Here is a 13,138-nt window from a genome sequence, read left to right as displayed (position 1 = left end):
TTAATAAATACATATAAGAAATTAAATAATGAAGTGAAACTTCCATCAGTGGATTATTATGCCAAAATGATAAGTTAAAAAGGAAGGGTGTGGAGTATGCCAGATTTAGTGACTGATGTAAGCCATTATATGAATTATTTAGTGACGAAACGAAATACTGTTTCTAGTAATATTGCAAATGCGAATACACCTGGCTATAAAGCACAAGACGTTACATTTGCTGAGCAACTGAATAAAAGTAGTGCATTATATAAGAGTAATACTGCGGATTTAAAGACTAATGCAGATTTATATCAAACGAATGAAATGCACTTACCGACAGTAAATACGAAAAATACATATGCGAAGATTCAAACGAAGTCAATGCAAACGAATAAAGATGGAAATAGTGTGGATGTAACGACAGAAATGCTAGATTTAATGAAAACAAACCAATTGTATGGGATTTCAATTAACGCAATTAATACACAATATGCAATTAACCAAGCAGCTCGCGGACGTTAATAGTAGAAGGAGAGACAACGATGTTTCAGGCAATTAATGCAAGTGGATCAGGGCTAACAACAGCGAGAAAATGGATGGAAGTTACTTCAAATAATATTGTAAATGCCAATACAACGGCAGCTCCGGGGGCAGATTTGTATGAGCGCCGTAGTGTAGTGCTTGAATCAAATAATAGTTTTGCGAATATGTTAGACAGTGCACCGACTAACGGGGTGAAAATAAAAAGTATTGAGGCAGACAAAACTGAAAACTTAGTGTATGATCCGACGCATCCGCATGCAAATGAAGAAGGGTATGTACGGTATCCGAATGTTGATGTGACTGCTGAAATGACGAATGTAATGGTTGCTCAAAAAATGTACGAAGCAAATACAAGTGTATTAAATGCGAATAAAAAAATGCTGGATAAAGATTTAGAAATCGGCCGAGGATAAAGGGGGAATAGGGGAAGATGAAAATCCAACCAATGTTACATACACAGCCATTTGGCGCGATTCAGTCAATTGGTGCACCGAAGAACACGCAAGCATCTGTAGTCGAGGGGAAGAAGTTTATCGATTTATTGGAAGATATGAATCAAACACAAAACAATGCGCAAACAGCTGTATATGATTTACTAACAAAAGGAGTAGGAGAAACACATGACGTTTTAATTCAGCAAAAGAAGGCTGAGTCTCAAATGAAAACGGCTGCTCTTGTACGTGATAATCTTATTGAAAATTATAAGTCACTAATTAATATGCAAATTTAGGAAAATGGACGGGTGTGTTTAAATGGAAAAGTTAAAAAATGTTTTCCAATCGTTAAAAACGTGGCATAAGTTAGTCATTGGTGCTGCGCTTTTAGCAATTGTAACAGGAGCACTTTTATACTTCACCTTGCCAGATAAATATGTTGTTGTATATCAAAATTTAAATGATGCAGACAAGCAAGAGATTACAGCAGAATTATCGAAGCTAGGTGTCGATTACCAATTAGCAGCCGATGGTTCGATTCGTGTGCAAAAGAATGATGCTCCATGGGTTCGAAAAGAAATGAATGGAATGGGCTTACCGTTTAACTCAAAAAGCGGTGAGGAAATTTTATTAGAAAGCTCGCTCGGTTCAAGTGAGCAAGATAAAAAAATGAAGCAAATTGTCGGTACGAAAAAGCAATTAGAGCAAGACATTGTAAGAAATTTTGCGACAGTTGAAACGGCAAATGTTCAAATTACATTACCTGAAAAAGAGACAATTTTTGATGAAGAAAAAGCAAAAGGAACAGCTGCAATTACGGTTGGTGTAAAGCGTGGTCAACTATTAACGGCTGATCAAGTTGCGGGTATACAGCAAATGATCAGTGCAGCAGTTCCTGGTGTAAAAGCAGAAGAAGTAAGTGTGATTGATAGTAAAAAAGGTGTTATCTCAAAAGGGGCAGATGAAGCACATGCTACTAGTTCCTCTTCTTATGAGAAAGAAGTAGAGATGCAGCACCAAATTGAAGGTAAATTAAAGCAAGATATCGATGCAACATTAATGACGATGTTTAAACCAAATGAATATAAAGTGAATACGAAAGTATCTGTAAACTACGATGAAGTTACACGTCAGTCTGAAAAATATGGTGATAAAGGTGTACTTCGTAGTAAACAAGAGCAAGAGGAAAGCTCTACTGCGCAAGAAGGTGCAGATACGAAGCAAGGCGCTGGTATTACAGCGAACGGCGAAGTACCAAATTACGGTACGAACAATAATCAAAATGGCAAAATTGTCTACGATAATAAAAATGGTAACAAAATCGAAAACTATGAAATAGATAAAACAGTTGAAACGATTAAGAAACACCCAGAGTTAACGAAAACAAATGTTGTTGTATGGGTAGATAATGATACGTTAGTAAAACGAAGAATTGATATGACAACTTTCAAAGAAGCAATCGGCACAGCTGCTGGGCTTCAAGCTGACCCGAATGGAAACTTTACAAATGGTCAAGTTAACGTTGTAACTGTTCAGTTTGATCAGCCGAAAGAAGAGAAGAAGAAAGAGCCAGAAGAAAGTGGTATAAACTGGTGGTTATTCGGTGGAATTCCAGCTGGTCTATTAGCGATTGGTGGTCTAGTATGGTTCTTATTAGCAAGACGTAAGAGAAAGAAAGAAGAAGAGGAATATGAAGAATACTTAGCAGAAGATGAAGTTGCTGCAAGTAGTGAAAGTATTATGGAAATTCCTGAAGAGAAAATAGTACCAGAGCCAAAACCTGAGCCAGAACAACCGAAAGAACCGACGTTAGATGAACAAGTGCAGGATGCTACGAAAGAACATGTAGAAGGTACTGCAAAAGTAATTAAAAAATGGTTAAACGGACAGTAAGGGAGGAACAACGATGTTAGATGAAATCTCCTCCAAAGAAAAAGCTGCCATCCTCATTCGTACATTAGATGAAGAGGTGGCAGCGAAAGTCATTGAATATATGACGGCTGAGGAAAAAGAAGTGTTGCTTCGTGAAATCGCGAAGTTTCGTGTATATAAACCAGAAACGTTAGAAAATGTACTAGGGGAGTTCTTATATGAACTAAATGTAAAAGAATTGAATTTAGTCACTCCAGATAAAGAGTACATTCGTCGCATATTTAAAAATATGCCAGAAGACGAGCTTGAAAAATTATTGGAAGACCTTTGGTACAACAAAGATAATCCATTTGAATTCTTAAATTCACTTACAGATTTAGAGCCACTTCTTACAGTGCTGAATGATGAATCACCACAAACAATTGCAATTATCGCTTCTTACATTAAACCGCAACTTGCTTCTCAATTAATTGAGAGATTGCCAGATCATAAGCGAGTAGAAACGGTAATGGGTATTGCGAAACTAGAACAAGTTGACGGTGAACTCATTAATCAAATTGGTGAGCTATTAAAAGCAAAATTAAATAATATGGCATTTAGTGCAATCAATAAAACAGACGGCTTAAAAACAATTGTGAACATTTTAAATAACGTTTCACGAGGCGTTGAAAAAACAGTCTTTCAAAAGCTGGATGAAGTTGATTATGAGTTATCTGAGAGAATTAAAGAAAATATGTTTGTCTTTGAAGACTTACTTGGTCTTGAAGATCTTGCGCTTCGCCGTGTGTTAGAGGAAATTACAGATAACGGTGTCATTGCAAAAGCGCTTAAAATTGCAAAAGAAGAAATTAAAGAGAAATTATTTACATGTATGTCTTCAAACCGTAAAGAGATGATTTTGGAAGAATTAGATGGCTTAGGACCACTTAAGATGACAGATGCTGAGAAAGCACAGCAAATGATTACAGGTACGGTGAAAAAGCTAGAGAAAGAAGGAAGAATTATCGTTCAAAGAGGTGAAGAGGATGTCCTTATTTAAAAACAGAATTCCGAAGAATTCTGTTTCTTTTTCTGAAGAAAAGTATGAATTACAATTTCCAAAACCAATACCAGTTCACGTAGAAGAAATTCAAGTAGATCATGAAGAACTTCTTGCGCAGCAACAATCGTTACATGTTGAACTAAATCAGCTAAGGCAAGAGCAGCAAATATTAGAACGAGAGCGTCAGCAGCTATTACATGATCAAGAACAATTTCAAATGCACGTTCAGCAGCAGATGAAAGAAATAGAATCGGCACGTCAGCAGTTTCAAAAAGAGCAACAAGAAACTGCATACGAATGGACAGAATTATTATGGGATCAATCTTTCCAACTAGCAGAAAAAATTGTGAATCAAGCAGTAGATACTAGATTGCTTGATGTGTTACCTATTTTAACTGGCATCGTTCAAACGTTACCTACTTCGTTTGAAAAACTAGTTATTACCGTACATCCAGAAACGTTTGAACGTATTCAAGAAGAGAAGGAAAATACGAAAGAATATTGGTTGCTACAATTAGTAGAATGGAAATATGATTTCTCCTTACAGTTCGGTGAATTTGTTCTAGAAGAGGAGAAAGAGTTCTTTGAATTTAAGTTTGCACCTATATTTGCGAAACTTCGCCAGAAATGGGAAGAAGAGAAGTTATTTGAGGAGCAAAATGTATGAATCGACTATTAATGAATGAAAACCAAAAATGGAATACATTTATTGAAACACCGTTTTATACGAAAGTCGGTAAAGTTCATAGTGTGCAAGAGCAGTTTTTCGTAGCGAAGGGACCGAAGGCGAAAATCGGTGATGTTTGTCTCGTTGGAGAACATAGCGTCTTATGTGAAGTAATTGCAATTGAAAAAGAGAACAATATGTTACTCCCGTTTGAACAGACAGAAAAAGTATGTTACGGAGATTCCGTTACATTAATTGCAGAAGATGTTGTTATACCTCGTGGTAATCATTTACTCGGAAAAGTGTTAAGTGCAAATGGCGAAGTGTTAAATGAGAACGCTGAAAACATTCCGCTGCAAAAAATAAAACTAGATGCTCCGCCTATTCATGCGTTTGAACGTGAAGAGATTACTGACGTATTTGAAACGGGAATTAAATCCATTGATTCTATGCTAACAATTGGTATCGGTCAAAAGATTGGTATTTTCGCTGGGTCTGGCGTTGGGAAATCTACTTTACTCGGCATGATTGCGAAAAATGCAAAAGCGGATATAAACGTTATTAGTTTAGTAGGAGAACGTGGCCGAGAAGTAAAAGATTTTATTCGAAAAGAATTAGGCGAGGAAGGTATGAGGAAAAGCGTCGTTGTCGTAGCGACGTCAGATGAAAGTCACCTTATGCAGCTTCGTGCAGCTAAGCTTGCAACATCTATTGCTGAATACTTCCGAGACGAAGGCAATAACGTATTACTTATGATGGACTCTGTCACTCGTTTTGCTGACGCGCGTAGAAGTGTTGATATTGCAGTTAAAGAGTTACCGATTGGTGGTAAAACACTTTTAATGGAAAGTTATATGAAGAAGCTGTTAGAGCGATCTGGGAAAACGAAGAAGGGGTCTATAACAGGTATTTATACTGTACTCGTTGATGGAGACGATTTAAACGGTCCTGTACCGGACTTAGCACGTGGTATTTTAGATGGACATATTGTATTAAAACGTGAACTTGCAACGCTCAGTCATTATCCTGCTATTTCAGTGCTAGACTCAGTAAGTCGGATTATGGAAGAAATCGTGTCGCCAACTCATTGGCAACTGGCAAATGAAATGCGAAAAATTTTATCTATTTATAAAGAAAATGAATTGTATTTCAAATTAGGAACGATTCAAGAAAATACAGAAAATGCTTATATTTTTGAATGTAAAAATAAAGTAGAAGGTATAAATACGTTTTTAAAACAAGGTCGATCTGATAGTTTCCAATTTAACGATATTGTTGAAGCAATGCACCATATAGTATAAGACCTTGCGCTTCGGAGGTCTTATTTTTTTGTTTTTTAATATTTCACAGATTTTTTTGGAAAAAAACTATATAATAGAAAAAGAGAACGTTATAATAGGAAGGGGCTATGAAAACAGGTGGATAAGCAGCAGTACGACACGATAAAATTGCAAATAAATCAAGAAAAAGAACAGATTTTGAAAGAAGTGTATGAATTAACAGCTGAAAAAAGAAAAATAGAACAAAAAAAAGAATATGATTTATATGTTGTAAAATCGCGTAGTAAAGTTGTACAAGCTGGGCAACGTATAATGGCTGGCATGCTTTCGTCACATACGTTTTCACCTGAAAGAATAGAAGAATGGAATCGGAAAATTAAAAAAACAGAAGATTTTATTCGAAAAAATGAAAGCCTTTTAGAACAAGTAAAAGAAAAAGAACGTGTCATTGATGAGATGTATCAAGAAGATTGTAGAAAGCTTGCGAAAATACGAGAAAAGCAGGAAGAAAAAATGCTTCTTGATTTGAAAATGTGTATGAATGGATGAGGTGAATGTAGTGATACAGTCTGTATTACCGGTGCAACAAAGTTTACCTCCGCAAAAAGAAAAAGGGCTAGAAGTACAATCTAAAAGTGAAGATTCTTCATTCGATCGTGCGATGAGAATGGAAAACAAAAAGCAGCCGAAAACGGAGAAAACAAAGCAAGAAAATGCACCAGGGGATAGAAAAGAAAACATTCTTTCTAAAAAATCGGCAACGAAAGAAGAGCCTAATGTAAAGAAAGAAGAAAAAAAAGAGACAGAACAGTTATTGTTAGCTGTATCTGAGCAAATGGTTGCAATTGAGCAATTACGTGTGCAGCCAGAATTGTTATATCAATACATACAAAAAATACAAGAGCTATATAAAGAATATGGAAATATAAAACTTAACGAATTACCTGCAGGTGAATTACAACAATTACAAGAACTTCTTTCTAATATGAATATCAAAAATGCTATATGTTTAGAAGATACAATGCAAATGGCATTAGACAAAGTGAAGATGCCAGAGCAAATGATGGAAGTATTGAAAGTAGTGGAAACAGAAACTTGTAATATTGCAAGAAAACAAGAAGAATTCAAAGACTTAGATGTAGATTTTCCGAAAGCTGAGAGTGAAGATGTCAAGGTAGAGTTGCCAGAAGGTGATGTATTCAACGATTCGAATTCTGCCGGTGCGGAGTTATTAAATAAAGCGACGAGTACTGATCAAATAGGAAAATCCAATAGTGGCGCTGAGAAAGTTTCATTGCCTGACTTAGGAAAGAAAATGGAAGCACAAGTAGAAGCCTTGCAAAAGTTTGTAGTGAAACAAGAACGTGTGTTATTCCAGTTAAATCCAGAAAAACTTGGTACATTAACAGTGTTTATGAAAAAACATGGAGATCAAATTGATGTTCATGTGGAAATGGAAAAACACGATGCAAAGAAACGTGTTGAAATCATTTTTGATGAATTGAGACTGAAGTTAAAAGAAAAAGAAATCAATATTCAAATTAGCTATTCAGATAAAGATGAAAATCGTAAAGAACAGCGAGAACAAGAGCAAAGGCAAAAGCAGCAATTAGCAAGTACGAAACATGAGAAACAAGAATCAAAAGAATTTGCGGGATTATTGGAGGAATAAAGCGTGCCAACAGTTGGATTAAATACAACGAGTACAAATCATATTCCGTTGCAAGCAGGAGCGCAGAATAGGAACGCACCTGTTAACGGTGCACAACCGGCAGTAGGGCAAATGAATGGAGTATCAGCAGGAGAACAAAAAACTCCTGGAGTAATGGGAAAAGATGATTTTCTGAAATTGTTTTTATCGAGTTTCCAGCACCAAGATCCATTTAATGCGATGGATATGAATCAAATGATGAACCAAACAGCGCAGTTATCTCTTATGGAACAAGTGCAGAATATGACAAAGGCAGTTGACTCTTTAAGAACGACAATGTATTCGACAGCGCTTGATGGTGGAATGAAGTTTTTAGGGAAGTACGTAAGAGGTATTGACGGTGACGGTAAAAAAGTAACTGGTCAAGTAGAGACAGTTCGCCTTGCAGAAAATAACGATGTACAGCTCGTTATTGATAATAAAATTGTATCCCTTCGTTTCGTTGAGAGAGTGTCTGATAAACCAATTGGAGAAACGAATCCAGAAGATGCGAAGAAAGACGATCAAAAAGTAGCGGAAGAAGAAAAAACTACAAATTCATAAGGAGTGTCCATATATTATGATTAAAGCGTTATATACAAGTATTACAGGAATGAATGCAACACAAAATGCATTAAGTGTAACTTCAAATAATATCGCCAATGCACAAACGGTTGGTTATAAAAAACAAAAAGCTATGTTCGATGATTTACTGTACAACAATTCAATTGGTGCGAAAGGCGACGATAGATACGCAGGGACGAACCCGAAAAGTATTGGTAACGGTGTGAAAATGAGCGGAACGGTGACGGATTATACCGATGGTACAATTACGTTAACTGGTGGTAAAACACAAGCGGCAATGGAAGGTAATGGTTTCTTCGTTGTAGGTGATTCAAAAGCTGGAAATATGGAATTTACACGTAAAGGAACATTTACAATATCTTCAGATTACTATATTACGAATACGGAAGGGCAATATGTATTCGCTTATCCAGCAGATCCATCAACTGGTAATGTTGATTTATCTGGTATCCCAGGACCATTGCAAGTTCCAATGGGATCAGCAATCGGTGGTATTCGAACGTCAAAAGGAGTCGTTGGAGGGAACATTCCAGCAGATGCAAAACAGATTACGCAAGAATTGCCTGTATACGATAATGCCGGTAATACATGGACAATGCGCGTGGAGTTTAAACAAGATGGTGAACATAATTATAAATATAAAGTATATATGCGTAACGAATCGAAAAAAGAAACAGCGTTTAACGAGGTTAATGGCGCAGGTGGTGAGGTGAAATTCGATGCGGTAGGGAAGCCGGATCCGGTAAACCCTGAAGCGAATATTCCCTTTAATGGTGGAACAGTAAAAATAGATTTTAGTAAATTAACAAACCACCCGACAGAGAAGACATTAGCAGTAACAGATGTAGATGGTAGAGCAGCAGCGACTGTAAAAGATTGCTTTATTGCTGACGGTGGATATGTGATGGTAAAATACTCGGATGGAAGTATGAAAGCTGCGGGTCAATTAGCTGTTGCAATGTTCCCGAACGAAGGCGGCTTAATGAAAACTGGTAATGGTAACTATACAGCGACGAATACAACTGGTATTTTAGCAATGGGTGTATCTGGTCAAAATGGTGCAGGAAAAGTACGTGGTAGTGCACAAGAAGGTGCAAACGTAGATTTATCTGTAGAATTCGTTGACTTAATGTTATACCAACGCGGTTTCCAAGGGAATGCGAAAGTAATTAAAATTTCAGATGAAGTATTAAATGAAGTTGTAAACTTAATTCGATAATATATAATCAAGAAAAATTGTAATGTAGTAGAAAGGGTTTTTTATTCGTATGACAAGACAAGAGCGAATTTTACAATTGCCTTTTTTCGAAAATAAACGTGAACTTGCCGAGCAAGTGTTAAAAATGGAACGAGAAGAGCATGTATATTTACCAGATCAATTTGAAATTAAGCAAGTACCTCCGTACTCATTTGGTGAAAAACAAGCAATCATTGGCCGTATTCACGAGTTTTATTTTGTAAGTGTTGGTAGTGAAGGCGAGTGGAAGTATCAACTGTTTAAAGATGAGATGAAGTGCCGTGAGTTTTTTGTGACGTTATCAGGGATAACGGATCAGCAAATTGCGTTTTGGTTTAATAACATCGAGTTACTGAAAAGATCTTAAAAGATTTTAAAAGCTCTTTTTTTAGGTTTTGAGAGAGGACCTGGCGATGTGTGGTGGCGGTCAGTGCCTAATAGTGTCTCGACCGGTGTGTAAGACCAGAGATATGGAGAGTTACTAGGGTAGCCGAAGAAGAGATAAACGAAGTGTAGATAACAGCTATAATCTGTACGTAGTTGTAAGACCAGAGATATGAGAGGTACTGGGTGGTTTTGGGAAAAGATAATCATTTCATGGTAGACCAGTACCTTTTGGATCGTTAATGATGATAGATTTTTATAAAAGGAGAGGTGAGGAGGATGGCGCAAAATAAGTATCGCGTTACATTCATTTCGCCGAGTGAGGTTGAGCAGCGGACTGTAATGACGGCGAGTAGTTTGCCAGATTTAATTCGTAAAGTAGAGGGTATTATTGCTGATCCGAATGGTTATTTTGTAAATGATAAAAAAAATAATTGCTATTTTAAAGTGATGAAAGAAAATGTTACATTCATTCAATATGAGTTGCTATTTTCGGATAAAGAGATTCATATTGAAAAATTAAAACATATAGCGCCGGCAGTATTAAAACGATTATTTGAAAACATAAATGATCCGGAACTATATGCACTTGCGCTACTGGATGTTGATATAGCAACGAAAGAATATGTGCTAGAAGTAATGAATACAGAGTTAAGAATAAGAGTCGAAGCAAAGCTTTCTAAAAAATGGGAAGCGATGCCGACAGAAATTGTAGGAGCACAAGAAGTGTTACTAGAGGCCCTTGCTTCGTTTATAAAAGATTAATCGCCTGTTTAAATAAAGAAATGAATCGTTCGACTATCTATATTTTTTATATAGGTAGTTGACTTTTTCGTTTTAATAAAGCTTAATAATTAGATATACGGAAATAATGAAAGGGGAGCGACACCTTTATGTCACAAGCACAAAGTATTTTATTAGAAAGCGGAACAAATGAATTAGAGATTGTTACATATACTGTTGGTGAAAACCTATTTAGTATTAACGTAATGAAAGTACGTGAAATCATTAATCCATTCCCTGTTACAACTGTGCCAGAATCTCATCATGCAGTTGAAGGTGTTGTTCAAGTACGCGGTGAAATTTTACCAGTTATTAACTTAGCGACAGCTCTTAATTTAAAATCGACAAAGCCACTTGATCAAACGAAATTTATCATTTCAGAATTAAACCAAATGAAAGTTATTTTCCGCGTGGATGAAGTGCATCGTATTCAACGTATTTCATGGGAGCAAATTGATGAGCCAGCTTCATTATCTATGGGATTAGAAGAAACGACATCTGGTATTGTAAAACTAGATGGAAAAATCATCTTACTATTAGATTACGAGAAAATTGTATGTGAGATTAGCGGTACTGGTTATGATAATAAATCACTTTCAAAATTAGAACAAAAAACAGATCGCGGTGAAAAAATTATTTATATTGCGGAAGATTCAGCAATGCTTCGTCAAATATTAGAAGAAACATTATCATCAGCTGGATATACGAAAATGAACTTCTTTAGCAATGGTGCAGAAGCGTTAGCGCAAATTGAAAAGCTAGCGAAAGAGCAAGGAGAAAAAATGTTTGAACATATTCACCTGTTAATTACGGATATTGAAATGCCGAAAATGGATGGACACCATTTAACGAAAGTAATTAAAGATAGTGAAATCATGAATCGTTTACCAGTCGTTATTTTCTCTTCCTTAATTACAAATGAATTATTCCATAAAGGTGAAGCTGTGGGAGCAAATGCTCAAGTAAGTAAGCCAGATATTCAAGAGTTAATTGGTTTAGTAGATAAGTTAGTGCTTTAAAAGCTTCTTTTTAGCTGGAATAGAGGAACTAGCCATATGTGGAGCGGTCAGTGCTTAATAGAGCCCCATGCCATGTGAGACCAGGGATATGAAGTGGTTTTAGGTAAATAGAAGAAGTAAAGATTTGTAGACTCTATTATTATAGTGGAGAGAAGGGAACTAGCCATATGTAGTATTGGTTAGTTCCTTTTTGGTGTTCTATATGCTGTATAGGTGGAAAGATGGAATGTTTTTGGAGTGTTTGTGGTTGTATGTATGAAAAATCTTCATTTGAAGATTTTTGATTTAAAAATATAAAAACGTATCTTTGGATTATTTTAGTAATTTTTCGTAATAACGCAAAATTTTTCGGTGAAATTACATTCTAAATACCATATAATATAATTAAAAGTGATTAATATGCAATTGTGCATATTAATAAAAAAATCTTTTTCTATTTCTATACTTTCTATACATTTTTGTATGTTTATTATTTGACAGATAATTTCGAAATGTTATAATATGGATATGTAAAATTTTCTATTTTCTGAATAGACATGGGAGTCTGATGAGAATTGTGAAAGGATGAGGGGGAGTGGCGCAGATTATGTATCACCACACAGCAATCAATGTATTAAGTCTCTTACAAAACATGTCAAATAATAAAATGAACGATATGCAACTAGAAGCGGAATTTAAAAAAATAGAAAAACAATTCCAAGTAAAATATGAAGAACTAGTTGATTTATATAATAGAATGGTATTATTTCAAATAGATATAGAAAAAAATGGCGGGATGCGAGCATATGAAAAATCTACGATTACATGGCTCAAGTCTGAACTAGAGTTACTGTATGAAGTGTATCAATTTTGCCAACGTCACGGTTTAAACATTATTAATATTTCAAAATATGTTAGTAAAAATGAACTAAATCTTTTCCCGAAAACAGAAAGTCAATTACAAAATACGTATTACAAATTAAAAAAACGTGAAATACCGTTTGAAAATATCGAAAAACAAAAACCTGGACGAAAGCGAAAATATACACCTGTAAAAGAAACAATCGTTGAAATGAAAAAAGAAAACAATCAAGTATTAAAAGAGGAAATCCAGCATAAAGAGAGTGAAAAAAGCCTCGTAACAGTTATATCTGGTATCGTTGATAACTTTGAAACAATTAGTCAACATAGTGAAAGAAAAGAAGATGAATTACGCCAGTTTATGGAGGGTATTTATAAGCTTTCTAACATGGCTGCAGGGCATTTTAAAGAAGAGTCTAATAGAAGTAGTCTAGAAAGTGAATTGCGTGCGCTACAATTGGAAAACGAAAGGTTAAAACGAGAAAAAGAAGAATTCGTGCAAGATGTGAAAGATATGACGCAACATTTAATTAGTTTTATTAAAAGTTCGGATGTCAATCAAATTCGTAAATTACCAACCTTCGTACAAGAATGCAAAATAGAATTAAATAAGCTAGGTTTATATAACGCACAAGACGGAAAAATGAAAATAAGGATCGATCGCAGGGGACAAGTTATGACAGTAGCGCCATAGAAGTATTGGGTACAGAATGAAAGGGAAGTACATAGTTTATATGTATTTCCCTTTTGCTTTTGTATGGAATCGTTTCAAAGAGTGGA

At 35.5% G+C, this 13,138-nt stretch carries 15 protein-coding genes; all 15 read left to right on the top strand.

Going from position 1 to position 13,138, the window contains the following annotated elements:
* The first annotated feature begins 96 nt into the window (after positions 1-96).
* Positions 97-504, top strand: a complete 408-nt coding sequence (gene flgB, locus PDK19_RS10200; protein ID WP_001113118.1) for a flagellar basal body rod protein FlgB — start codon at positions 97-99, stop codon at positions 502-504.
* A gap of 20 nt (positions 505-524) precedes the next feature.
* A complete protein-coding gene (flgC, locus tag PDK19_RS10195) occupies positions 525-938 on the top strand; it encodes a flagellar basal body rod protein FlgC (RefSeq protein WP_000484677.1) in 414 nt (137 codons plus the stop codon).
* 17 nt (positions 939-955) lie between these two features.
* On the top strand, positions 956-1,255 hold the full coding sequence (fliE, locus tag PDK19_RS10190) for a flagellar hook-basal body complex protein FliE (RefSeq protein ID WP_000701665.1): 300 nt from the start codon (positions 956-958) through the stop codon (positions 1,253-1,255).
* Between the two features lie 22 nt (positions 1,256-1,277).
* The gene (fliF, locus tag PDK19_RS10185; RefSeq protein ID WP_000413179.1) at positions 1,278-2,852 is read left to right on the top strand and encodes a flagellar basal-body MS-ring/collar protein FliF; all 1,575 of its coding nucleotides are present in this window, start codon (positions 1,278-1,280) and stop codon (positions 2,850-2,852) included.
* 13 nt (positions 2,853-2,865) lie between these two features.
* On the top strand, positions 2,866-3,870 hold the full coding sequence (fliG, locus tag PDK19_RS10180; protein WP_000883351.1) for a flagellar motor switch protein FliG: 1,005 nt from the start codon (positions 2,866-2,868) through the stop codon (positions 3,868-3,870).
* Positions 3,857-4,540 carry a FliH/SctL family protein gene (locus PDK19_RS10175; protein WP_049112022.1) on the top strand — a complete coding sequence of 228 codons (684 nt, stop codon included), beginning with the start codon at positions 3,857-3,859 and terminating at the stop codon, positions 4,538-4,540. Before fliG ends, PDK19_RS10175 begins: the two co-directional genes overlap by 14 nt.
* Positions 4,537-5,841 carry a flagellar protein export ATPase FliI gene (locus tag PDK19_RS10170; RefSeq protein WP_049112020.1) on the top strand — a complete coding sequence of 435 codons (1,305 nt, stop codon included), beginning with the start codon at positions 4,537-4,539 and terminating at the stop codon, positions 5,839-5,841. The genes PDK19_RS10175 and PDK19_RS10170 overlap by 4 nt, the downstream gene beginning before the upstream one ends.
* A 117-nt stretch (positions 5,842-5,958) precedes the next feature.
* A complete protein-coding gene (locus PDK19_RS10165; protein WP_000360867.1) occupies positions 5,959-6,369 on the top strand; it encodes a hypothetical protein in 411 nt (136 codons plus the stop codon).
* Positions 6,362-7,492, top strand: a complete 1,131-nt coding sequence (locus PDK19_RS10160; protein ID WP_053090660.1) for a flagellar hook-length control protein FliK — start codon at positions 6,362-6,364, stop codon at positions 7,490-7,492. The genes PDK19_RS10165 and PDK19_RS10160 overlap by 8 nt, the downstream gene beginning before the upstream one ends.
* A gap of 3 nt (positions 7,493-7,495) precedes the next feature.
* Positions 7,496-8,074: a flagellar hook assembly protein FlgD gene (locus PDK19_RS10155; RefSeq protein WP_001143467.1), complete on the top strand. Its 579-nt coding sequence runs from the start codon at positions 7,496-7,498 to the stop codon at positions 8,072-8,074.
* A 16-nt stretch (positions 8,075-8,090) separates the two neighbouring features.
* Positions 8,091-9,314 (top strand): flagellar hook protein FlgE, encoded by a 1,224-nt coding sequence (locus PDK19_RS10150; RefSeq protein ID WP_000588316.1) that lies wholly within the window; start codon positions 8,091-8,093, stop codon positions 9,312-9,314.
* A gap of 49 nt (positions 9,315-9,363) precedes the next feature.
* Positions 9,364-9,699, top strand: a complete 336-nt coding sequence (locus tag PDK19_RS10145; RefSeq protein ID WP_000198182.1) for a DUF3964 family protein — start codon at positions 9,364-9,366, stop codon at positions 9,697-9,699.
* A gap of 296 nt (positions 9,700-9,995) precedes the next feature.
* On the top strand, positions 9,996-10,481 hold the full coding sequence (locus PDK19_RS10140) for a LysR family transcriptional regulator (RefSeq protein WP_270707049.1): 486 nt from the start codon (positions 9,996-9,998) through the stop codon (positions 10,479-10,481).
* Positions 10,482-10,609: 128 nt separating this feature from the next.
* Positions 10,610-11,518 (top strand): chemotaxis protein, encoded by a 909-nt coding sequence (locus PDK19_RS10135; protein ID WP_000075951.1) that lies wholly within the window; start codon positions 10,610-10,612, stop codon positions 11,516-11,518.
* Between the two features lie 586 nt (positions 11,519-12,104).
* Positions 12,105-13,052, top strand: a complete 948-nt coding sequence (locus PDK19_RS10130; protein ID WP_270707108.1) for a DNA-binding domain-containing protein — start codon at positions 12,105-12,107, stop codon at positions 13,050-13,052.
* Positions 13,053-13,138 lie beyond the last annotated feature (86 nt).

Origin of the sequence: Bacillus cereus group sp. BcHK124 (genome assembly GCF_027712065.1) — a bacterium.
Classification (GTDB): Bacteria; Bacillota; Bacilli; order Bacillales; family Bacillaceae_G; genus Bacillus_A; species Bacillus_A pacificus.
Note: the sequence above shows the minus strand (reverse complement) of the source record. Positions and strands in the feature narration are given on the sequence as shown.